This is a genomic window from Methylobacterium sp. Leaf118 (genome assembly GCF_920984675.1).
In the GTDB taxonomy this organism is placed as follows: Bacteria; Pseudomonadota; Alphaproteobacteria; order Rhizobiales; family Beijerinckiaceae; genus Methylobacterium.
In genome coordinates, this window is record NZ_CAKLBV010000001.1 from 13,786 (window position 1) to 36,777 (window position 22,992).

At 67.9% G+C, this 22,992-nt stretch carries 16 protein-coding genes, 1 tRNA gene, 1 pseudogene and 1 CRISPR repeat array; of the genes and pseudogenes, 5 read left to right on the forward strand and 13 right to left on the reverse strand.

The window, feature by feature from the left end:
• Positions 1-291, forward strand: coding sequence for a CRISPR-associated endonuclease Cas2 (gene cas2 / locus LW587_RS00060; RefSeq protein WP_232627640.1), 291 nt, complete (start codon positions 1-3; stop codon positions 289-291).
• 186 nt (positions 292-477) lie between these two features.
• Positions 478-2,582: direct repeats of the CRISPR family, unit length 31 nt; unit sequence GTCGCTCCCTCACGGGGGCGCGGATCGAAAC.
• Between the two features lie 143 nt (positions 2,583-2,725).
• On the opposite strand, the gene LW587_RS00065 is transcribed toward cas2, so the two are convergent.
• Positions 2,726-4,990, reverse strand: coding sequence for a CRISPR-associated endonuclease Cas3'' (locus LW587_RS00065; protein ID WP_232627641.1), 2,265 nt, complete (start codon positions 4,988-4,990; stop codon positions 2,726-2,728).
• A gap of 414 nt (positions 4,991-5,404) precedes the next feature.
• Between LW587_RS00065 and LW587_RS00070 the strand changes: the two genes are divergently transcribed.
• A tRNA-Arg gene (locus LW587_RS00070) sits at positions 5,405-5,481 on the forward strand.
• Between the two features lie 510 nt (positions 5,482-5,991).
• On the opposite strand, the pseudogene LW587_RS00075 reads toward LW587_RS00070, so the two are convergent.
• Positions 5,992-7,160, reverse strand: a pseudogene (locus tag LW587_RS00075) (IS3 family transposase).
• A 289-nt stretch (positions 7,161-7,449) separates the two neighbouring features.
• Between LW587_RS00075 and LW587_RS00080 the strand changes: the two are divergent.
• Positions 7,450-8,226: an alpha/beta fold hydrolase gene (locus tag LW587_RS00080; protein WP_232627642.1), complete on the forward strand. Its 777-nt coding sequence runs from the start codon at positions 7,450-7,452 to the stop codon at positions 8,224-8,226.
• A 288-nt stretch (positions 8,227-8,514) separates the two neighbouring features.
• Positions 8,515-9,951, forward strand: a complete 1,437-nt coding sequence (locus LW587_RS00085) for an IS1182 family transposase (RefSeq protein WP_232627762.1) — start codon at positions 8,515-8,517, stop codon at positions 9,949-9,951.
• Positions 9,952-10,255: 304 nt separating this feature from the next.
• On the opposite strand, the gene LW587_RS00090 is transcribed toward LW587_RS00085, so the two are convergent.
• The 10 genes from LW587_RS00090 to LW587_RS00135 form a co-directional block, all read right to left on the reverse strand.
• Positions 10,256-11,095, reverse strand: a complete 840-nt coding sequence (locus LW587_RS00090) for a Pnap_2097 family protein (RefSeq protein ID WP_232627643.1) — start codon at positions 11,093-11,095, stop codon at positions 10,256-10,258.
• Between the two features lie 162 nt (positions 11,096-11,257).
• Positions 11,258-12,190, reverse strand: a complete 933-nt coding sequence (locus tag LW587_RS00095; RefSeq protein ID WP_232627644.1) for a transporter — start codon at positions 12,188-12,190, stop codon at positions 11,258-11,260.
• A gap of 292 nt (positions 12,191-12,482) precedes the next feature.
• On the reverse strand, positions 12,483-13,751 hold the full coding sequence (locus LW587_RS00100; protein ID WP_232627645.1) for an MSMEG_0569 family flavin-dependent oxidoreductase: 1,269 nt from the start codon (positions 13,749-13,751) through the stop codon (positions 12,483-12,485).
• Positions 13,752-13,788: 37 nt separating this feature from the next.
• A complete protein-coding gene (locus tag LW587_RS00105; RefSeq protein WP_232627646.1) occupies positions 13,789-14,070 on the reverse strand; it encodes an MSMEG_0570 family nitrogen starvation response protein in 282 nt (93 codons plus the stop codon).
• On the reverse strand, positions 14,063-15,238 hold the full coding sequence (locus LW587_RS00110; RefSeq protein WP_232627647.1) for an MSMEG_0565 family glycosyltransferase: 1,176 nt from the start codon (positions 15,236-15,238) through the stop codon (positions 14,063-14,065). The genes LW587_RS00105 and LW587_RS00110 overlap by 8 nt, the downstream gene beginning before the upstream one ends.
• Positions 15,235-16,227: a sll0787 family AIR synthase-like protein gene (locus LW587_RS00115; protein WP_232627648.1), complete on the reverse strand. Its 993-nt coding sequence runs from the start codon at positions 16,225-16,227 to the stop codon at positions 15,235-15,237. The genes LW587_RS00110 and LW587_RS00115 overlap by 4 nt, the downstream gene beginning before the upstream one ends.
• The gene (locus LW587_RS00120) at positions 16,227-16,772 is read right to left on the reverse strand and encodes an MSMEG_0567/Sll0786 family nitrogen starvation N-acetyltransferase (protein WP_232627649.1); all 546 of its coding nucleotides are present in this window, start codon (positions 16,770-16,772) and stop codon (positions 16,227-16,229) included. Before LW587_RS00120 ends, LW587_RS00115 begins: the two co-directional genes overlap by 1 nt.
• Positions 16,769-17,872, reverse strand: coding sequence for an MSMEG_0568 family radical SAM protein (locus tag LW587_RS00125; protein ID WP_232627763.1), 1,104 nt, complete (start codon positions 17,870-17,872; stop codon positions 16,769-16,771). The genes LW587_RS00120 and LW587_RS00125 overlap by 4 nt, the downstream gene beginning before the upstream one ends.
• Positions 17,826-18,902 (reverse strand): Nit6803 family nitrilase, encoded by a 1,077-nt coding sequence (locus LW587_RS00130; protein ID WP_232627650.1) that lies wholly within the window; start codon positions 18,900-18,902, stop codon positions 17,826-17,828. The genes LW587_RS00125 and LW587_RS00130 overlap by 47 nt, the downstream gene beginning before the upstream one ends.
• A gap of 64 nt (positions 18,903-18,966) precedes the next feature.
• Entirely contained in the window at positions 18,967-19,449 is a 483-nt protein-coding gene (locus tag LW587_RS00135) for an MSMEG_0572/Sll0783 family nitrogen starvation response protein (RefSeq protein ID WP_232627651.1), read from the reverse strand.
• A gap of 362 nt (positions 19,450-19,811) precedes the next feature.
• On the opposite strand from LW587_RS00135, the gene LW587_RS00140 reads away from it, so the two are divergent.
• Entirely contained in the window at positions 19,812-21,248 is a 1,437-nt protein-coding gene (locus LW587_RS00140) for an aminotransferase-like domain-containing protein (protein ID WP_232627652.1), read from the forward strand.
• A 224-nt stretch (positions 21,249-21,472) separates the two neighbouring features.
• Here LW587_RS00140 and dinB read toward each other — a convergent pair whose 3' ends face one another.
• On the reverse strand, positions 21,473-22,540 hold the full coding sequence (dinB, locus tag LW587_RS00145) for a DNA polymerase IV (RefSeq protein ID WP_232627653.1): 1,068 nt from the start codon (positions 22,538-22,540) through the stop codon (positions 21,473-21,475).
• Between the last annotated feature and the right edge of the window lie 452 nt (positions 22,541-22,992).

The window sequence follows — 22,992 nt, forward strand, 5'->3', positions numbered from 1 at the left end:
ATGCTGATGCTCGTGGCCTACGACGTGAACACCGAGTCCCCCTCAGGACGCCGCCGCTTGCGGCGGGTCGCCCGTGCCTGCCTCGATTACGGCCAGCGGGTGCAGAACTCGGTGTTCGAATGCGAGGTCGAGCCGGCGCAATGGACGGCGTTGCGCGCCCGGTTGGTGGCCGAGATCGACCCGCAGCACGATTCCCTGCGCTTCTACCGCCTGGGTGCCGAAGGACGCCGCCGCGTCGAGCATGTCGGCGCCAAGCCGACCCTCGATCTCGACGGCCCGCTCTTGTTCTAACCGCGGTGACGCGAACCGGGAGCGAGCAGGCCGTTCATCGATGGTTCGCGCAGCCCGTAAGCTGCTGGAACCTCTCGGAATTCGCCCCAGCTCCACAGACGCAGATCCAACGCCCCACGCCGTTTCTAGGCGGTTCGCGCAGATCTCTCGATTTCCTGAACCTGATCAACTTGTTACGATGAGGCCGTCGCTCCCTCACGGGGGCGCGGATCGAAACTTGCCGGGCGCCGGCTGGTAGTACGGCTCCGCCGTCGCTCCCTCACGGGGGCGCGGATCGAAACTCGTTGGCTGCCGCGGCCTGCGCGGTGATGCGGGTCGCTCCCTCACGGGGGCGCGGATCGAAACGTCGGGGAGGAGACCTTCCTGGAGATCGTGTCCGGTCGCTCCCTCACGGGGGCGCGGATCGAAACATGGGTGCGCCTCCTCGCGCATGAGCGGCCGCGGGTCGCTCCCTCACGGGGGCGCGGATCGAAACACGAAGCGATGAAGCGGGTCGTAGGTGCGGAGGGTCGCTCCCTCACGGGGGCGCGGATCGAAACTCGCTCCTCGAGACGGCGCTGCGCCTATCGGGTGGTCGCTCCCTCACGGGGGCGCGGATCGAAACTTGGCCATCGCGGCTACGCCCTCGTAGACGCCATGTCGCTCCCTCACGGGGGCGCGGATCGAAACCTACGTGCGGATGGCCACTGCGAGGCCCCCGGCGTCGCTCCCTCACGGGGGCGCGGATCGAAACCCCTGATCCCAAAGCTGGTCGGAACCCGCTCCAGTCGCTCCCTCACGGGGGCGCGGATCGAAACTTCGTATCTCACGAGCAGGGCGGCGACAGACAGGTCGCTACCTCACGGGGGCGCGGATCGAAACTTGCAGAGATAAAGCCGCCCTTCCCGAAGCCGGGTCGCTCCCTCACGGGGGCGCGGATCGAAACTCCGCGACCTTCTGGACGAGCACAGCAAGAGCGTGTCGCTCCCTCACGGGGGCGCGGATCGAAACAGGCTCATAGCCAAGCCGTGAACGGGCTGCCGGCGGTCGCTCCCTCACGGGGGCGCGGATCGAAACGCTATGCAGATCGGGCTTGGCCGCACCGTCAGCGTCGCTCCCTCACGGGGGCGCGGATCGAAACTATCGCCTCGTCCTCAAGGACAAGGCTGATGTCGTCGCTCCCTCACGGGGGCGCGGATCGAAACGCCGAACAAGCCGGCCGACGAGTCCAAGGCGCCGGTCGCTCCCTCACGGGGGCGCGGATCGAAACTTCGCCAGCCAATCCGAGACGCGGAGCGCCTCCGGTCGCTCCCTCACGGGGGCGCGGATCGAAACGCGCTGGGCGGCAGGCCCGTCGGCCCGGTGACCGCGTCGCTCCCTCACGGGGGCGCGGATCGAAACACGAAGGCCTTGAGGCTTTCCCCGAGAGCCGTCACGTCGCTCCCTCACGGGGGCGCGGATCGAAACGCGCTGATCAACTCCAACCTGACCCGATCCTCGGTCGCCCCCTCACGGGGGCGCGGATCGAAACTGCCCGAGCACGTCGCTTGCCATGCGGATGGCTGTCGCTCCCTCACGGGGGCGCGGATCGAAACACCGATCTGGTCCTGAAGGAGGAGCGCTTCCGCTGTCGCTCCCTCACGGGGGCGCGGATCGAAACTCCTGCTTGTCGCTGATCGTGAAGATGGCTGCGGTCGCTCCCTCACGGGGGCGCGGATCGAAACAAAGTCGCCGAGCATCGCCGTGAAAGGGCTGCGGGTCGCTCCCTCACGGGGGCGCGGATCGAAACTTGTTGAGGTAGACGAGGGCGCCGAGCGCCAGCGGTCGCTCCCTCACGGGGGCGCGGATCGAAACACGGTGGCCATCAGACCGGCCGGCCTCGGATCGTGTCGCTCCCTCACGGGGGCGCGGATCGAAACGAGGGCTATGGCGCCGTGTTCAACACGGTGGACAGGTCGCTCCCTCACGGGGGCGCGGATCGAAACCACATGACAGAAGCTTGAACGGCCCCCATCGCGGTCGCTCCCTCACGGGGGCGCGGATCGAAACACGTCCGATCGCACCTCGGGTGAAAACCTCGGCGGTCGCTCCCTCACGGGGGCGCGGATCGAAACTAGCGGAACGGGATCGTCTGCTAGATGAGCATGGGGTCGCTCCCTCACGGGGGCGCGGATCGAAACGATGAAGCCGGCCGGGGCTTGAGAGGACCAACCCTGTCGCTCCCTCACGGGGGCGCGGATCGAAACAAGCTGCTGCGCATCACGGGCGGCTCGCTGCGCACGTCGCTCCCTCACGGGGGCGCGGATCGAAACAGCTCGAACCGGGCCAACTCCAGCCTAGTGATCCTCGTCCCCTCACGGGGGCGAGGATCAGACGTAGATCTCTGCGGCGGGGAGTGTCTTCCCGCCGCCATCGCCTCTCACCGGGCGCGGATGCGACGGAAGCGAACGGCCCGTCAGCCAATGATGTTGTCCTCGGCCGCCCGGTCGAGGCTGCCGTCGAGGCGCAGCCCAGTTCGGGCGTCGTAGAGGTCGGGTTCGGTCAGGCGCAGCAGGGCGTCGCCGGTCTGCGGATGCACGGGTGCGAGGGTGCCGCGGGCGAGCCAAGCTGCGCGCGTCTTGGGCGGGATCGGCACCATGTAGCCCTGCAGGCGGCGCAGGTCCGCGGCGAGCGGTCGATCCATCGCCGCAATGCGCTCCAGCAGATCTTCGGCCTCGTTGTCCTCGGTTGAGGCCCGCCAGGGCACGATCACCGGCTCCATCGCCGCATCGATGAGACGAAAAGTGCGAGCGATGGATCCGAAGGGAAACGCACCCGTGCTCGCGCGTTTCTCAATCTCCGGAAGGATCGGCCAGACCTGTCCTTCGAGGATCCCGTTATCGAACGCCTCCGCCCCCTTGCGGAAGTAGAGTTCGCGGAAGTAGTCGCGCATGGTGTCTGCCGCAAGCGGATCCTGCGCCCGCCGCAGGATCGGGGCGGCGGCGCGCCAGAACGCCTCGAGGTCGCGCGGCATCCGATGTTCGGCCGGCTCGAATACCACCATCCGTCCGCGCTCGCCACGTCCCTCTCGGTTGCAGCGCCCGGCCGCCTGCGCCACCGCGTCGAGCCCGGCGCAGGCGCGCCAGACCTCGGGCAAGTCGATGTCGACGCCCGCCTCGATCAGCGAGGTGCTGACGATCCGCACCGGCGCCTCGGCCATGCGCAGGCGTTCGCGGGCCGCCTCGAGCACGGCGCGGCGATGGCGCGGGCACATGAGGGTCGAGAGATGGACGGCGCCCGGCAGATCGCGGATTCGCTCAAAGACGGCTGCCGCATGCGCTCGGCTGTTGACGATGCACAGCATCCGCGGGGCCTGAACGAACTGCGCGGCGATCACGGCGTCCTCGACCGGGTCGGCCTTCGTCTCCACCGTCACCCGCCGCAGGGCCGCGTAGAGCCGCGGCGGATCGGGGGCGAGTTCGCGCGTGTCGTCGATCGGCAGACCGTTCGGGAAGCCATCGATGCGGCGCAGGGCCGGCTGGGTCGCGGTGCAGAGCACGATGCTGGTGCCGTAATTGGCGGCCAGTTCTTCGATCGCCGCCAGGCAGGGCCCAAGCAGACGCAGCGGTAAAGCCTGCGCCTCGTCGAGGATGACGACGCTGCTGGCGATGTTGTGCAGCTTGCGCGCGCGCGACGTGCGGTTGGCGAACAGGCTCTCGAAGAACTGCACCGCCGTCGTGACCACCACCGGCACATCCCAGTTCTCGGCGGCCCGGCGCAGGCGCGAGGCGCCATCCGTCCCGAAGCCGGTATCGCCGCCTTGTCGATCCAGGGCTTCCCAATCGAAGCTCGCGTGATGCTCCAGCACGCCCGCATCCGCACCGAGCGCCCGCCGGAACACGGCTGCCGTTTGCTCGATGATCGCGGTGAAGGGCGCGACGTGGATCACGCGCCGTAGGCCGTGCGCCGCAGCATGATCGAGGGCGAAGGCGAGCGAGGCCAGGGTCTTGCCGCCACCTGTCGGCACGGTGAGCGTGAACAGCCCCGGTGGCAGGCCGGCCCGCGCCCGCACATGCGCGAGCACCTCCGCTCGGATGGCGTTGACCCGGCTCAGTTCAGCCCTGTCCCGAAGAGCGCCGAGATGCGCCTCCAGCCGCGCCCGCAGGACGGCGAGATCAGGGTATCCGCCCCGCGCGACCGCTCCGCCCGCGTAGAAGCGCTCCGTCTCCAGGAAGTCGGCATCGACGAGGCAGGAGAACAGCATCCGCGTCCGGAAGGCCCAACTAAAGCCAGATCCGTAGGGTGCGACAGGTTGCCGGGTCGGCCGCAGCGCGGCGACCGGCGGCAGCGGACCGGCCTGGGACGGCCACGCCGTAGAGTCGGGAATTGGATGGGACAGATCGAGCCGGCGATCGAGATCGGCGCCGTCGCTCAGCCCGGCATGATGCCCCGCGACGATCGCCGCGATCATCCGTCCGAGCAGAGTCGGGTAGAGCGCCGCGCCCACCCGCGCCCCGGCGGTGGAATGGTCGCGGCTCGGCCCCTGCCCGTGCAGATAGGCTTGCACCTCGGCCGAGGCTTTGCCGATGTCGTGCAGGAGCCCGGCGGCGCGGGCGGTCTCGGCCCAGCCGAAAAGGCTCGCGAAGGCTGCGGCCCTCGCGGCGACGGCGGCGAGATGATCCGGCAGCGGCTCCCACTCCGCCTCCGGTCGGCCCGGGACGGAATGCGCGTAGAGGATCATGCGAGGCGCCCCCGGAAATCGTCGCCTTGCCAAGACATCATGTTTCGCTCCGCGCCCACAACCTCCAAGCCGAGTCCCGTCGGCCAGAGTGGCGTTTGGTGCGGGGGAAGCCCAACTTTCAGGGCTCCGGCGATGGCACGCCGCGACCGAGCCTATCTGCCATCCAGAACGCGCACGGCGCTCTACCGGCACATCAGCGGCACACGCCGTGCGCCGCCTCCGCGCTGCAACCGAACTCTCCTCGATCGCCGCCCGCTCATTGCGACGGACCCGCGCAGTCCGACACGATTCGAACGGGTGACCGTTGCCTGAGGAGGGCCACGCGTTCATCCCTTTGAGCGGTCAGGATTTTCATTTCTCCCGCTCAGCGGCGTTGCGCGGTAGGGCCGATTGGGCTACTGACGTGGCGGCTTAGCACCCGTAGCTCAGCTGGATAGAGCGTTGCCCTCCGAAGGCAAAGGTCACACGTTCGAATCGTGTCGGGTGCGCCAATATTTTCAATGACTTAGCAGTGTGCTAGCGCCTCGGGCTGAGGCCGGGGCTACAGCGCCGGCGCGTAGCCCTGGCGGCTTGTTGCGGCTCCGCTCGAGCCGTACCTGGATCGCTTCGCCCTGGCAGCCTTCTCCATGCTGGCGGTAAAGTCTGCGCGCACGCAGCCGAGCTGGCGCATGACGTACCCTTGGCTATGCCAGCAACGTCCCCGATGCGCTGGACACCTGGGGCGAACAGGACGCGCGCGAGCCTCTTTCTCTCGGCACCACAGCGGGCGCCGAGCGGATCGCAGGTTAGAGGTGACCGCTTTGAGCCTCGGCCACGGTGTTCCGAGGTGGCGGCAAGCGGGACAACGATGCAGATCGGTCCATGGTGGAATACGTCGGTGGCACTTGTTACGCGGCACCCAGCCTGACGATCTCCGGATCACTTAACGCCTGCGCCCCGCTCCGCGTCGTCCACAGACCGATGCCCACCGAGGAGTGGGATTGCCCCGTTTTTATGGACGGTCAGGGGACTTGGCTGAGTAGGTCTGGTTTTACCGCCTCTGAGGCAGTGTCCTGCTCGTAGACGATGGGTGATCGATAGCCGAGCGCTGAGTGACGGCGCAGCGGGTTGTCGAAGCCTTCGATGTCGCGGAAGACCGCCATCCGGGCCTCTGCCTGCGAGCGGAAGCGCGGCGGACAAGCAGATCGCATTCGAGGGTGGAGAAGAAGCTCTCGGCCATCGCGTTGTCGTAGGCGTCGCCGACAGAGCCCATCGAGGGCCGGACGTCGGCCTCCCGGCATCGGTTGCCGAAGGCCAGGGACGTGTATTGGGAGCCCTGGTCCGAGTGATGGATCACGTCGCGTGGCTTGCGCTGCGTGACGGCCATCTCAAGCGCGTCCAGCACCAACTCCGAGCGCAGATGGTTGGCCATGGCCCAGCCGACGATCCGGCGGCTGAAGGCGTCGAGCACCACCGCGAGGTAGAGGAAGCCGGCCGCGGTGGGCACGTAGGTGATGTCGGCCACCCAGAGCCGGTTCGGCGCCTGAGCCGCAAAGTTGCGGTCGACGGAGATCGGGGGCGGGCCGCACCTCTTGGTCGCGCCGCGTCGTGATGGGGCCACCGCGCCGGTGACTGGCTCCAACAAGGCCGGCCTCACGCATCAGCCGGGCGATGCGTTTGCGAGAGTGCCGCTCATCCTGCTCGCGCAGTTCGGCGTGGACGCGCGGCGCACCATAGGTCTGGCGCGAACCGAGATGGACGGTGCGGATCCGCTTCAGCAGCGCGGCGTCGGCAACGGCCCGCGCCGAGGGCTGCCGGCTGGCCCAGGCGTAGTACCCGGCCTTCGACACGCCGCGCGTGCGCGCCATGACCGTGATCGGGAAGTCGGCCTGGTTCGCGCTCATGAACCGGAAGATCCCGACGGCAGAACCCCGGTCTCCCGCGCAAACCAGGCTGTTGCGCGAGAGAGAATGTCGCGCTCCAGCTTCAGTTGCCGGTTCTCACGGCGCAGCCGGACGAGTTCGTCGCGCTCGGCTGTCGTCAGGCCAGGATCGGCCGTCGATAGCTTGGTCGCCCGCCGGCCCTCACTGCGGTCGGCCTCGGACACCCAGTTGCGGATGGCCTGTGCGGAGGGCTCGAACTCGCGGGCCAGATCGGTCGGATCGCGGCCGGCGCGAACCAGCTCGACCATCTGGCGACGAAACTCGGCCGGGTAAGGGGGACGGCTCCTGGGCGTTGGGAAAACACCTCACGCGAAAGCGCTCTCGGTGTCCACCAAACCGGGGCAATCCCACTCTAGAAGCGTGCCCGAAAGCGGACGCGACAGCGCGGTACGGCTTCAGCCGCTTCCCCATCATCCCGGGCGTGAGGGTATACAGATAGCGGGCCCTCCCGATGCCCTGGACGATCCCCGAGCGGACTCCCGGACCTGCGAGGGCCGCTGCTCGTTGGGACTAGTTGGACCTCGGTAAGGGCGCTTAATGATCAACGCCACTCGGTGCGGCAGCGGCCGCAAGCTCCTCCTGATCCACGGCCTAGGCGGAAGCCAGCGCTCGTGGAGCCCGATTGTCCACGCCCTGAGCGCGGAGCGCGAGGTGATCGCGATCGACATGCCCGGACATGGTGCAAGCCCGCCTGAACCTGATAGCGGCACCTTCGCCGGCCTTGTCGGTAGCGTGCAGCGCTTCATCACCGAGAGCGGCCTTGCCGGCGTCGATCTCGTCGGAAGCTCCATGGGCGCCCGCATCGTGCTCGAGCTTTCCCGGCGTGGTAGCGGGGGGAATGTCGTCGCGCTCGATCCGGGCGGCTTTTGGCGTGGCTGGGAGCGCAGCTATTTCAAGGTCACGATCGGCGCCTCCGTCCGCCTCCTCCGCGCGCTCCGTCCTGCCTTGCCGACTCTGAGCCGCAACACGGCCTCGCGGACGGCGCTTTTGGCGCAGCTCTCGGCGCGACCTTGGGCGCTCGATCCGAACGTCGTCGTAACCGAGCTGAAGAGCTTTGCCGCGACCCCGACCTTCGACGCGCTCGTCGGGGACCTCGCTCACGGACCCGAGCAGGAAGGACCGGCTGCCGCTCCCGAGAACCGGATCACGATCGGTTGGGGCCGGCAGGATCGGCTCTGCCTGACCGGCCAGGCCGCACGCGCCAAAGCGGCGTTTCCGGCCGCGGAACTTCACTGGTTCGAGCAGTGCGGCCATTTCCCGATGTGGGATCAGCCTGCCGAGACGATCCAGCTTATTCTCGCCAGGACTGGGTGACCGCAGTCGCCCTGACACCAGCTCACGTGCCGAATGGGCGTCTGACCGAACGCTTTCGGACGGCGGCATCCCGCCCGGCACGGACGAGCGCTGGTCGAATACACTTGGTTCCGGGTCGCGCCGCGAGCGGTCATTAACCCTTTGCCTGGAAGCAGACGTTCTGCTTTCGACCCCATCCGGACTCTGTGAAACAGCAACCCAGATGTCTGCTTGCGGTCCAGGCTGTGTGAAAACGCGTTGATCTGGTAGAGTAATTTCCGATCTTGGGAGGTCGGGAGGAAGCGCTTCATCGCAGGCGAGGATCGTCAGCAGATCACGCTCCTTCGCGACTGCCTGGACGATTACATCACCGCCGACAACCCGGTTCGCCTCGTCGAAGTGTTCGTCGATGAGCTCGATCTGAACGCGCTCGGCTTCGCGGGCGCGGTGCCGGAGGCGACGGGCCGTCCAGCCTACCATCCGGCGACCCTGCTCAAGATTTACCTCTACGGCTATCTCAACCGGATCCCGTCGAGCCGGCGCCTCGAACGCGAGAGCCAGCGCAACGTCGAGCTGATCTGGCTCACCGGCCGCTTGATGCCCGACTTCAAGACGCTGGCCGACTTCCGCAAGGACAACGGCCCGGCCATCCAGGCTGCTTGCGCGCAGTTCGTGGTGCTGTGCCGTCGATTGAACCTGTTCGGCAAAGCCGTCGTCGCGATCGACGGCAGCAAGTTCAAGGCGGTCAACAACCGCGACAAGATCTTCACCGCCGCCAAGGTCGAAGCCCGGCTGGCGCAGGTCGAGACGAGCATCGGCCGTTATCTTGCGGCGCTGGATCGGGCCGACCGCGAGCCGAGCGACATCGCCGAGGCGCGCACGGTGCGGCTCAACGAGAAGATCGCGGGCCTGCGCGAGCAGATGCAGGCGCTCCAGGCGATGGGTCGGCAGGTCGAGGCCGCCCCCGACGGCCAGGTCTCGCTGACCGATCCCGACGCGCGCTCCATGGCGACCAGCGGCAAGGGCACCGGCATGGTCGGCTATAACGTCCAGGCCGCGGTCGATGCCGAGCATCACCTGATCGTGGCCCACGCCGTGACCAACGTCGGCAGCGACCGGGCGCAGCTCGCGCCGATGGATCTTCTGGCGCAGGCGGCGACGGGATGCGCCACGCTCACGGTGCTGGCCGACCGGGGCTACCTCAGCGGGGAGCAGGTGCTGGCCTGCGAAGGCACCGGGGTGCTGCCCTGCGTGCCCAAGACCCTGACCTCGGGCCACGCCAAGCGTGGCCTCTTCACGGGACAGGACTTCGTCTACGATGCCGAACGGGACCACTACACCTGTCCCGCCGGCCAGCACCTGACCAAGGGGGCCACCCGGTCCGATCGCCGGGCCGAGGGCGACGCGATGGACCACTACCGCAACCTGACGGCCTGTCTCGACTGCGCGCTCAAGCCCCGCTGCACGCCGACGGAGACGCGCCGGGTCAAGCGCCGGGTGCACGAGGGCGTGCTCGATGCGATGCAGGCGCGGCTCGACCGGATGCCGGATGCGATGAAGATCCGTCGCCAGACCGTGGAGCACCCGTTCGGCACGCTGAAGGCCTGGATGGGCGCCACCCACTTCCTGACCCGGACCTTGGGGAAGGTCAGGACCGAGATGAGCTTGCAGGTTCTGGCCTACAACATGAAGCGGACGATCCAGATCTTCGGGGTCGGTCCGCTGCTGGCGGCCATCCGGGCCTGAAGCTCGCCAGTTCGATCTGCCACGCTGCTCCACGCAAACGACCCAAGCCTGACGCATCGGCGTTCTCACACGGCCTAGGTCAGGAGTTAGCATGCCGACTGGTCGGCTACGCGCCATCGGCGGGCATCTGACTTTACGTACGCGAAGGTCCGCTATCGACGTATTAGCAGAACTTGACAACAGTGCGCCGGGATTTAGCGATAACCAAGAGCCAATCACATACTCAGCAATCTGGATAGACATTGCCTAATCGCCATAAATCCGGCCTAAAATCAGCGTGACGACAATAGTCTCTTGTATCTCATTATGGCATGGCGCGGCGTGTTACTATCTCCGCCAGCAAATTACCATCCTCCGTCGATAGGAGCGCACGGTGGCAACAACTCGCCTCGTCGCCCGAAGCCAGTATCCGCACCGAGAGACGGTCACCTATTTCGACGTTCGCGTGGAACAAAGCTCGACGGACACGGGTGGCGTAGTTGCATGATCGCTTTCCGAGGAAGCGCCACTCGGCCCGATCTACGGCTGCGACGAAGCTGCTGAAGTACAAAAGGCCGGCCCCGTTGAAGTCCAGATGGGGACATGGCTCGACGACCAGGGTTCCGAGCTCGCACTCGTCCGGCGCCGCGACAGCCCCCGAAAAGACGTGCTCGATGATGGAAGGCTGACCGAGCAGGGCCGCGAAAGCGGGCATGGCGTGCCCCCGGTCCTCGATTCTTATCCGAGCGATGGAACGGTTCACGCCCTCGGCTTGGCGCCTCACAAAGACGGAGGTCATCTCTACGTCTGCAACCAGCCGGTCCCGGCACGTCGCAAAGTGCCGGCTGATGACCCGGGTCTTCGAGAGGTACGTCACCATCGAGCGCACGTCCAGCGCGTCGTTCTCGCGAACGCCACCGAGGTCGCCGCCCTGCAGGGAGATCCTCCGGAACGCCGCGTAGACGGGCGGCTCGCCCGCCGGCCCGAATCCGGCCTCGGCTCTCCCGAAAGCCTTGGCGATCAAACCCCAGTGGCGGTGCCCCAATTCCTTCCAGAGCCAGTTCTCGGAAAGGCCGCTCGGGCAGAGATGCGGCATGCCCAGGACATGGCAGCTATCATCCTTCAGGGGCTGACTGACCCCTTTTATCCTCATGTGCAGACTCAACGCTCATCTCCTTTGAGAAAGGACGGGACCAGGCGGCGATAGCTGTCGAGACTTGGCCATCCAGTCCCTGTCGAAGTGGACCCTTGGGAAAAAGTTCACCCCGTTCTCGGTCGGGCTCCCGGCGTTACCTTCGAGAGGAAGCCGGGGCCGCGGCATCTGTCGTCAATACTTCCGCACCAGCGCGACCGGCTCGACCACGGCGGCCTTCGGCGGGGTGTAGAGCGGGGCGATGAGGCGGATGAAGCCGTCGGTCGATTCGGTGCCGTTGGTCCGGACGGCGACGTCGCGGGCGACCATGAGTTGCGCGGTGAACGGCCCGAAATCGTAGCCGACCAAGCCGCCGACCGCGAAGCGTCCGGCCCGGGCGTAACCCTGCGCCGCGGCGCGGGCGAAGTCCGCTCCGCCAAGCGGTAGGTCCGTCACCCCGTAGGCCACCGCGCCGATCTCGAACTTGCCGAACTTCTTGGTCGCCGTCAGATCGAGCAGGAGGGCGTCGGCGAGGTAGAGCGGGCCGATCGCCTGCCCGATGGCACCCTCGAACCGGCCCGGGGAGTCATAGAAGTTGTGGGTGAGGTTGGCTGTGAGGTTCCAGCCATCGGCGGTGTAGCTGGCCGCGAAGCCCTGACGATAGGTGTTGGAGGAGAATTGCGGCAGGGCGCGGCCTGCGTTGAGGTCGTTCAGGTGGACTGCGGCGAGGTAGCTGACGCCGAAGCCTCCACCCAGGTCCCAGGCGAAGATCGACCCAACCAGAGTGCCGACGTTGACCGAGAAGTCGCGGTTCGGCACGCCCGGTGGGTTGTTGGGAAACGCGAACACGGTCGGCTGGGCTAGTAGGGGCTGAATGTTGGCGCCGAAGATCTTGTAACCCGTCGACCAGACTAGGACCGGCACGTTGATCGCCGTATCGGTCGAGAACCGCGTGTCGTTCCGGCGGTAGATGAAGGTGTCGATGGCGTAGATGCCCTCGGGCAGCGGCGCGCCGACGGCAAGGCCGACCTGCTCGCCGGGGATCGTAGTGGCCTGGGCGTACGAGGCGGTCGCGCTCAGGGTGACGGCGGCGAACGCTCCCGCCGCGGTCGCGAACTTCTTCAGCATCATCGGTTTCCTTCTCGGACATCGGCCAGCCGCGTCCGTTCACCGAGAAGCATCGGTGGCAAGGGTGCGCGAGCGAGATTTTATGTCTGATTGTCTTGATTGCATGGAAATACATACAATCTGTATGTATTTCCATCAATGCTTATATTCTGCACCGTAACATCACAGAGTCTACTAGTGAATGCTTCAGAGGCTCTCGAAGGGATATCTTGTTGCATGAACGGCACAGGCTTCGACCTACCGGAGCGGTCCGGATTGATGCCGCCATGGAAGGGGCCCGAGCGAGACCGGGTCAGACCACGAATTTCAGGGCGGGCCGCTCGGTGCCGAGGCGCTTCTGGATCACCCCCACGACGTACTCGGCGTCGCGGCCGACGGCGCCGAAGCGGCCTGATCCCCAGGTGTTCAGCCAGGGCAGGCCGATGAAGGAGACGCCCGGCTCGCTCGTGACGCCGCGCTTGTGCTTGGGGCTGCCCGCGCCGTTGAAGACCGAGGCGTCGAGCCAGCGAAAATCCGGCGTGAAGCCGATGCACCAGACGACGCTCGTGATGCCCGATCCCTCTAGCCGGAGGCTGAGGATTGGTTCGCCCGGCACCCAAACTGGGCTGTAGTGCTCCTGTGCCGGGGCCTCGATGCCATTATCAACGATGTATTTGTCGATGGCAGCGTTGATGCCGTTGTAGGTTCGGTCGGCCGAGTCCAATGAGCGTTTGAGGTCGTCCCGGAAACGCAAGCTGCCGTCTTCGTAGTCCTCCATCAGGCCGTAGAGCTTCATGCCCTCAATGGCGAAGCGGCGCAGGTCGATGTCGCGACCGCCGTCGCGGCCGGTCACGTAGTGGTTGGTGTTATCGCGGACGCCGTCGCGCAGCGGATGTTTGTCGACGGTCATCTCGTAGTAGCCCATGTCGGCGAGCCAGGTGACGACGTCGCGACCGCGATAGAAACGGGCGCAGCGGGGCGCGTCGCCGACCGCCAAGTGCACCTTGCGGCCGGCGAGGTGCAGATCCTCGGCGATCTGCGCGCCCGACTGGCCCGAGCCCACCACCAGCACCTCGCCCTCGGGCAGCTGTCCCGGGTTGCGGTACTGGTTCGAGTGGATCTGCGTGATCGAGCCCGGCAGTCGCTCGGCCATGCGCGGGATGATCGGCGTGTGGTAGCCACCGGAGGCGACGACGACCTCATCCGCGGTAAAGTCGCCCTCCGAGGTCTGGACCGAGAAGGTGCCATCCTGGCGCCGCTCGACGCGTGTGACCGCCACACCCTCGCGGATCGGCGGGTTCACCTTGGCGACGAAGGCCTTCAGGTAGGCGACGATCTCGTCCTTCTTCATGAACCCGTCGGGGTCTGGCCCATCGTAGGGGTGGCCGGGCAGGTCGCACTGCCAGTTCGGCGTGACAAGGCAGAAGGTGTCCCAGCGCTGCGTCGCCCAGGTGTGCGCGGCGGTGTTCTTCTCGAAGACGAGGTGCTCGATGCCGCGCTGCTTGAGGTGGTAGCTGACCGAGAGGCCGGCTTGGCCACCGCCGACGACGGCGACGGGGACGTGACGGGTCTTGGGGGGCATGGCTCAGGCTCCGCGAGGGTCCGGAAGGGGCGTCGGCTCAGGATTCGAAGGACTCGACGGTGACTCGGCCACCGGGCGCTTGCCGCTTCGCGGCGGCCTCGATCCGGGCGAGTTGGTCCATCGCGGACGAGCACGCGAAGCCGTACTTCTCGCGCACCCGCTCGCTCGCGATGTTGAGGGCCGTTCGGGACTTCTCGACGAAGTCGTCGAGGGCGTAGCTTTCCCCCGGGGTGAGGAAGTCCTTCACGACGAGGGAGGGCGAGTAGCAGGCCTCTTGCCGGCCGTCGGGCCAACGGACGTGGAAACGCATCTCAGGCATGGATCAACTCCTGTCGGGTGCGGGCGCAGGCCGCGTAGGTATCGAGGTGGCGTCCCGCGCAGGCCCGCCACGAATGGGCGGAAGCCCGCACGAGGCCCGCCGCCCTCAACCGGTCGCGAGCCTGCGAGACAAGGGCCGCCGCCATGGCGTCGGCGATGGCGCATGGGTCTGCTGGATCGACGAAGAGCGCGTCCGTTGCCGCCAGGTACTCGGTGAAGGGTGGCTGCCGGGACACGATGGCGGGCGTGCCGCAGGCCATCGCTTCCAGCACGCAGAGGCCGAAGCCCTCCATCCAGGACGGGAAGGCCAGCATGTCGGCGACCCGATAGAGGGCGGGCATGTCGGCCTGCGGGAAAGGGCCCGTCTCGATGACCGCCGAGCCCCGCCCGACCGTCAGGTTCGCCGATGCCAGGGCTGCGCGGCACCGCGTATGGTAGGCGGTGTGGTCGAGGAGCGAGGCGCCACCGGCGACGACGAGCTGCGCCTGGGGGTGGCGCGCGCGCAACCGGACGAAGGACTCGATGATGCCCAGCGTGTTCTTGCGCTCCTCGAAGCCGCCGACGCTGAGGATCACCGGCCCCCGATCGAGGCCCCAGCGCTCCCGCACAGCCGTGTCCGCCTCTGTTGGTTCATTGCGATAGAACGAGAGGTCTACCCCGTTCCCGACGACGTCGGCCTCGGCCCCGAAGTCGTCCCGGATCCAGTCGGCCCAGGTACGGCTGACGCAGAGCAGGCGCGCGGCCTCGCGGATCGAGCGGTCTTGCCACTCTGCCAACTGCGGATCGGAGAAGCGGTCGACGTGATGGACCGTTCGCACGAAACCCGGGATCAGGCGACGGTGCTTCAGGGTCGCGAGGGCATTGCCGCCAATACCGTCATGGGCGTGGAAGACGTCGAAGTCGCAGGCCGCCGGCGTCGAGAAATGGCGCAGGTAGTCGTTGATGCGGGCCCGCACGAGGTCAACGGTGGAACCGCCGACCGATTGAGCGACCACCGACACGGTTGGGCAATCCGCGTTCCGGAAGAAGCCGCGGCCGCCAGGATCAGGCGCATGCACCACCGCCTCGTGCCCGAGGGCGCACAAGGCCTCGGCGAGCGCGAGGCAGTGGGCGACGCCGCCGCGCGGGTTGATGGAGTGCGTCAGGATGGCGATGCGAAGGCCCGTCATGATGCGTGCCCGCCATCCTTCCCGCAGCCGATGAGCGGGTTGGCAACGAAGTCCCAGACCACGGCCTCCGCACCGGCGGCATCGCACACCCGGGCGACCCGGCTCGCATCGAGCCGGCCGATCGATGCGGCTGTGATGCCGCGTTCCGCGAAGCGCGCGCATACGGCTGGCGTGCGGTCAGGGTGGACGCTGAGGAGGTAACCGAAGCTCGGGAAGGCCGTCAGCCAGCGCGCGAGGGGAACGGGCTCGGGCCTCGGGATCGCGTCGAGGTCGATGACGCCGCCGACGTTCGAACATTCGAGAAGCATCAGCGCCGTGCCGACGACGCCCGCCATGCTGATGTCCTTGGCGGCCCGACACAGGCCGTCCTCAGCGAGCCCGGGCAGCAGCGCGAGGTCGCCGCGCAGCCGCTCACCCGGCGCGCCGGTGGAGGCGTCCCAGTAGGGATGCGGCTCGCGAAAGCGACCGCGCAGGTCGATGGCGGCGACGAGGTCGTCGCCAGGCGTCGCATCGAAGCTCGTCAGCAGGCGCGGCCCCGCCCGACCGAGCACGGCGACCGCGAGGTTGCCGGCATCGGCGCGCCTGTTGGTGTGGCCGCCGACGACCGGCACGCCGTAGAGCGCGGCCGCGTCGGAGAGGCCGGCCAGGATCGCGTCCGCCTCAGCCGCGTCCCGGCTCCAGAGTGCATCGACCACCGCGAGCGGGTGCCCGCCCATGGCGGCCACGTCGCTGAGGTTGACCATGATGCCGCAATAGCCCGCGAAGTACGGGTCGGCGGCGACGAAGCTGCCCAGGAATCCCTCGATGGCCAGCAGCAGGTGGCCGTCGCCGTCGGGAATGGCGGCACAGTCGTCGCCGACCGGAACTGCGGCGTGCCGGCTGCCGAGCCCCAGCCGTGCCACCACGGCGTCGATATCGCGCTTGTGCGCGACGCCTCGCGCGTCCTGGATCTGACGGGCGAGCGCCTGGATGTCGACGGCGGCCGTCATCACGCTGCCCTGCGGAAGGTGACGAGCCCGTGCTCGGGGTCGTGCATCGGCGGGTAGGCGGACAGATCCGCCTGCATCAGGTGATGCGCCCGCCCATGAAGGTCGACGGCGTCGAGGCGTGCCCAGTGCAGGGCCTCGAACAGCGGCACGTTCCGCTCCTGCACGTGGGCGAGGAAGCGGATGCAGCCTCGGGCATGGGCCGAGGCGACCGCGACCTGGATGAGGCCGGCCCCGAGGGCGGCCGTGCCGCGGAAGGCCCTGGCGACGGCGAGCCGCGAGCCCCACCACTCGCCGGGCCGCTCCGCGACCTCGTGGATGCGCACGGTGCCGACGACGCCGTCGGCTTCGCCGCCCATCGTCGAAAGGGCGCAGATCGGGATGGCATGCGCGTCGACGGCGTCGCGGTCGTCGTCGGTGAAGATGCCCTGCTCGGTGCAGAACACCTGCCGGCGAAGCGCCGCGCAGGCGCGCCGCTCCCAGGGCGCGACCGCGAACTTCACGCGGAAGTGGCTCGGCCGATAGGGCGGGACGGGGTCGAATATCATGCTGCCAACCCCGCGCGCTCGTAGGTGGAGAGGGCCGAGCAGGCACCGCAGCGCCCGCAGCCGGCCTTGATGTCGGCCGAGCGCAGGTTCGCTTGCGCCAGCATGTCGGCGAGCGGCTTCAGGATGGCGTGCATGAAGTCCGGGCCCGGTGCCGGGTGACTCTCCAGCGGCGTGCCCGAGATCGGCACGAACGGCACGACGAAGGGGTAGACGCCCATCCCGATCAGCCGCTCGGCCATCGCGAGGATCGCCTCCGGCGTGTCGCCGAGGCCCGCCAGGATGTAGGTCGAGACCTGGCCGCGACCGAAGACCGGCACGGCGGCGGCGAACGCCGCGTCGTAGCGTTCCAACGGCACGCTGGCCTTGCCGGGCATGATCCGGGCGCGCACTTCGGGCGTCACGGCCTCCAGATGCATCCCGAGCGCATCGATGCCGGACGCCTTCATCCGCTCGAACCAGCGGTCGTCGTCGGGCGGCTCGCATTGGGCCTGGATCGGCAGATCGACCGCCGCCTTCACGGCAAACGCGCTCTCGCACAGCACCGCCGCGCCGCGGTCGGTGGCATTCGGCGTGCCGGTGGTCATCACCATGTGCTTGACGCCGTCGAGGAGCACGGCGGCACGGGCGACCTCGGCGAGTTGCTCGGGCGTCTTGTGCGCGACCGTGCGGCCGGCCGCCAGCGACTGGCCGATGGAGCAGAACTGGCAGGTCTTGGCGCGGCTCTGATAGCGGATGCAGGTCTGCAGCACCGTAGTGGCGAGCACGTCCCGCCCGTGCAGCACGGCGATCTTCGAGTAGGGCACGCCGTCGAAGGTCGAGAGGGCGTAGAAGCGCGGCTTACCGGGGAAGGTCGCCTGCCCGATCACCACGCCGTCGTGCTCGATCACCGAGACCCCGTCGGCGTCCGGGCGGCGCACGAGGAAAGGCGAGGCGAAGGCGGTCTCGGTGTGCACCGGCACCATCACGGTGCGGCCCGCGATGGTCATCGCCTTATGATCGGAGGGTCCGGCTCCGCCGCGGCGGCTCGGGGCCCCCGCGCGGCTGTCGGCCAGCCTAACGCCGTAGGACTGCAACGCGTTGATCAGGCGCTCCGTCGGCATCCCGACCAAGCCCGCCACGACCGGCGGACACGAGGGTTGGTTCGTCAGAAGCGGGCTGCTGCTCATGGTCGAGGCTCCGGGAATCGGACGTTGAACGGACCGGCTGGTGCACGAATGAGGCCGGACGGTCGTCGTGGAGGAGGCTAAGGAGTTCGGGCCGAGCGTAGTGGCCGACCGAGTCCATCATCCGCTTGCGCTTGGTCACGAGCGCGAGGTCCATGTCGGCGATCAGGATGCCCTCGCCGGGTCCGAGGGGGGCGGCGAGGTGCTTGCCTTCGGGCGAGACGATGGCGGTGCAGTTACCGCCGCGGCAGGCGCCGCGCAGGCGCTCGTCCGGGCAGACCTGCGCCACCTGGGCGTCCGTCAACCAGCCGGTGGCGTTGACCACGAAGCAGGCCGCCTCCAGGGCGTGGTGGCGGATCGTCACCTCCATCTGGTCGGCGAAGATTTGGCCAACGAGGGAACCCGGAAACTGCGCCGCGTGGATCTCCTCGTGACGCGCCATGAGCGCGTAGCGGGCGAGCGGATTGTAATGCTCCCAGCAGGCCAGCGCGCCGACGCGGCCGGCCGCGGTCTCGACCACGTCGAGCCCGGCGCCGTCGCCCTGACCCCAGATCATCCGCTCGTGGTAGGTTGGGGTGATCTTGCGGCGCTTCAGCTTGAGCGACCCATCGGCGTCGAAGATCAGCTGCGCGTTGTAGAGCGAGCCGTGGTCGCGCTCGTTGACGCCGAGCACGATGACCGCGCCGTGACGGCGGGCTGCCGCCGCGACCGCCTGCGTGACCGGGCCCGGCACGGTGACCGCGCGCTCGTAGAGCTTGAGGTGCTCCGCCCCCTGCATCGCGGGCGGCAGCACGAACGAGAAGTACGGGTAGTAGGGCAGGAAGGTCTCGGGGAAGACCATGAAGCGCGCGCCTTTGCCGGCAGCTTCGTCGATGGCGTTGAGCACGCGCTCTAGGGTGCCGTCCGGCCGGTCGAGGTCCGGCGCGATCTGGACGGCGGCAGCCCGCACGATCCGGTTCTCTGACATGGGTGATCCTCCGGCTGCGACGGCGGCCGCGTCGTGCGCGGCCGCCAGATGCGATGCGCGCGCGTCAGACGGTCCAGGTGTCGAGGATCACCGCGTTGTCGCGCTTGTGCAGGAGGATGCAGTCGAGCACGTCGAGAGGGTTGATCATGCGGATGCCCTCGATGAAGGCGGCTTCGCCGTGGCCGTAGAGCGCCTGGGTCGAGAACCGGCAGGCATAGACCTTGCCGCCCTCGGCCATGAATTTCTCCAGCTGGTTGTTGAAGTTGAGGTGGCCGGGAAACGCCTCGTCGCCGAGCCGCGGGAATCCGCGCTGGACGCCGAGCGTGATGCCGGGGCCGTAGAGCAGGATCGAGGTGTCGAAGCCTTTGCGCTGCAGGCGGGTGGCCTGGAGCAGGTTCACGAGGCCGATCGAGCCCTCGAACGCGACGGTGTGGAAGGTGACGAGCGCCTTCTGGCCCGACTCCGCCTTCACGTCCTCGAAGACCTTCTCCTCGTAGTCGACCAGGAAGTCGCCCTTCTTGTTATGTTCGCGGTTCACGGCAGGCATGGATCTCACTCCTCGATGGATTGGACCGCGGAAGCCTGGCTTCAAGCGGTCACTGGACCATCAGCGCAAGCGGCGTGCCAGAAGTCTGCCGATCAATGTGTCGGTCAATTTGCCGAAGCAATATGCATACAATTACACGATCAATAATCCGAGCCTCGCTGTCACGCATCAATTCGGCCGGCGCTCGTTTTGGAAGCAATTCGTGCGCGTTTCGTGACCACGAAAGGCACGTTCGAGGCGCGGCGATTGCTGGTATTGTATGGATTGCGCGAGCGCTACTTCCGAGGCATCGTTGCGGCATGGCGCTTGCTAGCCATACAATCGAACATTGATCGCATATTGATGGTGCAGGCGCGGAGCGGATGAAGGCGACGAAGAGAGGAGGGACGACGAGCCCTCATGAGGTCACGGCCGGGCACTGGACGCCGGACCTCAAGCGCTGGGGCAAACCGCATTATCTGGCCATCGCGGAGGCCCTGGCGGACGATATCCGGACTGGGCGCCTGACGCCCGGCACGCGCCTGCCGACCCAGCGGGCGCTGGCCGATGCGCTCGACCTGAACTTCACGACGGTGTCCCGCGGGTATGTCGAGGCGCACAAGCGCGGCCTGATCGAGGGTCGTGTCGGCCAGGGCACCTTCGTGGTCGATCCGGCCCTTCCTTCCCGTTCAGGCGCCGCCGGTGCGCCACGGGTGGGGCCGGTCGACTTCACCATGAACCTGCCGCCCGAGCCCGACGCGCCTGCCCTGCAGGCCCGCATGCAGGCATCGTTTTCGGAGCTGTCCGGCGATCTTGCCAATCTTATGCGCTACCAGGGCTTCGGCGGGACCGACGCCGACAAGGAGGCGGCGCTGAAATGGCTGAAGGGCCGCGGAGTCGACACGAACCGGGAGCGGCTGCTGATCTGCCCTGGCGCCCACAGCGCCCTGTTCAGCGTGCTCGGTCAGGTCGCCCGCCCCGGTGACACCATCTGCGCCGAGCGCATCACCTACCCGGGCATCCGCGCGCTCGCGGCGCATCTGGGCTTGCGCCTCGTCGACCTTCCCATGGACCGGCACGGGGTCGACCCCGACGCTTTCGCGGCCGCCTGCACCAAGGTCGCGCCGAAGGCGATCTACCTGAACCCGCTGCTGCAGAACCCGACCACCGCGACCCTCTCCCGCACGCGGCGGGAGGCCATCATCGCGGTGGCGCGGCGCTACGCGGTCAGCATCATCGAAGACGACGCCTACGCGCGCATCTGCCCGGCACCGCCGCCGAGCTTCGCCGAACTCGCGCCGGAGATCACCTACTACGTGGCAGGGGTGGCCAAGTGCCTGGGCGCCGGCCTTCGCCTCGCCTTCCTCGTCGCCCCGAGCGCCCGGTCCACCCTGCCGGTCGCGGGTGCGCTGCGAGCCGCGACCGTCATGGCCTCGCCAATCTCGACCGCTCTCGCGACGCGCTGGATCGTGGACGGCACGGCGGAAGCCATCGTGCAGTTCGTCCGTGAGGAATCGGCCGCGCGCCAGCGCATCGTGGCCTCGCTTCTTCCGGCCGAGACCTACACCGCCGATCCGCACGGCTTCCACGTCTGGATCACGCTGCCGGATGGCTGGACACGCTCGGCCTTCGCCAGCCAGGGGCGGTCGGCGGGGCTTGGCGTGGTCGGCAGCGATCCCTTCTGCGTGGCAGGGACACCGCCGGAGGCGGTGCGCCTCTGTCTCGGCGGCCCCTCAACCCGGCAGCAGATCACGCACGGTCTGGAAGTGCTCGCCCACGCACTCGAAGGGTCGCCGGCACTTGCCTCGACATACATCTGAAACATTCCGGGCACTTACGCTGGCCATCCAGCCTCAGGCAGTTTGTGGCATCAGGCCGAGTAGCATGGATCGACCCGTGCAGGCATCAGGCGGCCATTCGAGGCGCCGCCGATTAAAGTCCGGACAGGGTCAGGAGTTCGCCCCCACCTTGTTCCGTGCCGTCAGGTCCGCGACAGACATCACCAGCCTCGTCGCGCGCCGGCACGTTGGCTGTCCGATCTCCCTCACAAGGAGAGATCGAGCTGCCGTGCTTCGTCATCACCGAACGGCCCCTGCAGCGACGAGAGCGCCGCACCGATCAGCCGCACGCTCCGGCGCAAGGGAAACGCCTCGCGCAGCAGGCCGAGGCTGACCCCCTCCAGCGTCGCGCGGTCCGCTAGCGCGACCGGCAGCGAGCGCGCCCGGGTGATCTGGGTAAAGTCTGAGAACTTCAGCTTCAGCGTCACGGTGCGGGCCACCACCGCCTTCGCGGTGGCCACCGCCCACACCTTGTCGAGGCATGGCTGCAGACGTTCGGCCAGCACCGCGTACTCGCTCGTGTCCTGCGAGAACGTCGTCTCCGCGCCGATCGATTTGCGCTCCCGGTGCGCCCGCACCGGCCGCTCGTCGATGCCACGTGCCACTGAGTGATAATGGTCGGCCGCGCTGCCGAACGCCGCCCGCAGTTCATCGAGCGAGCGTGCCTTGAGATCGGCACCGGTGTGGATGCCCAGGCGCCGCATCTTCGCTTCGGTCGCTGGTCCGACGCCGCGGAACTGACCAATCGGCAGGGTCTCGACGAAGCCCGGCCCCATCGCTGGCGTGATGACGAAGAGCGCGTCTGGCTTCCTGTGGTCGGATGCCACCTTCGCGAGGAACTTGTTGTAGGACACGCCCGCCGAGGCAACGAGCCCCGTTCGCACGAGGATCGTGGCGCGGATGTCCCTTGCAACCTCGGTCGCGGTCGGCAAGCCCTTCAGGTTCTCGGTGACGTCGAGATAGGCCTCGTCGAGCGCGACCGGCTCGATGATGGGCGTGTGCGCCTCGAACACGACGCGAATCTCGGACGAAACGGCCTTGTAGGCCTCAAAGCGTGGGCGCACGAACACGAGGTCGGGGCAGAGGCGGCGCGCGGTGGCCGAGGGCATGGCCGAGCGCACACCGAAGGCCCTCGCCTCGTAGCTCGCCGCCATCACGACGCCGCGCTCCCGCGAACCACCCACCGCGAGCGGACGATCACGCAAGCTCGGGTCGTCGCGCTGCTCGACGGAGGCGTAGAACGCATCCATGTCGATGTGGATGATCTTGCGCATCGGCGTCGAGCTGAGACCACATCCCCTGCAGGCCGCCCACGCGCGGCGCCACCTGCTTCGCGGTTCAGCGTTTGTTCCCATCCGGGCAGGCGTGGTCAAGGGACGCAGACCAGCATCCCCTGCGTTGATCGAGGTGCCCGAGCCCGTCACGGTCGTCGGAGGAGGCGCGGCCGAGAGAACACATCGGCGCATCCCTGCGAAGGGAGCCGGGGCGAGGTGATGTTTCGCGGCTGTCGCCACCACTACATGACGTTCCAAAATCACCCGGCGGACGAGAGGATGAGGAAGCGGCCATCCATCCGCCACAGGCCACACGCCGCCGGCCGCCGGCATCCACCAGCCTGACAGACCGCCGACCAGACGTGCAGCCGACACCCCGCCGCCGCCCGCCGGCTGTGCCGACCCGCCGCCCCACGACGCCCACACGGCCCTGCCGCCCAACCGGACTGACG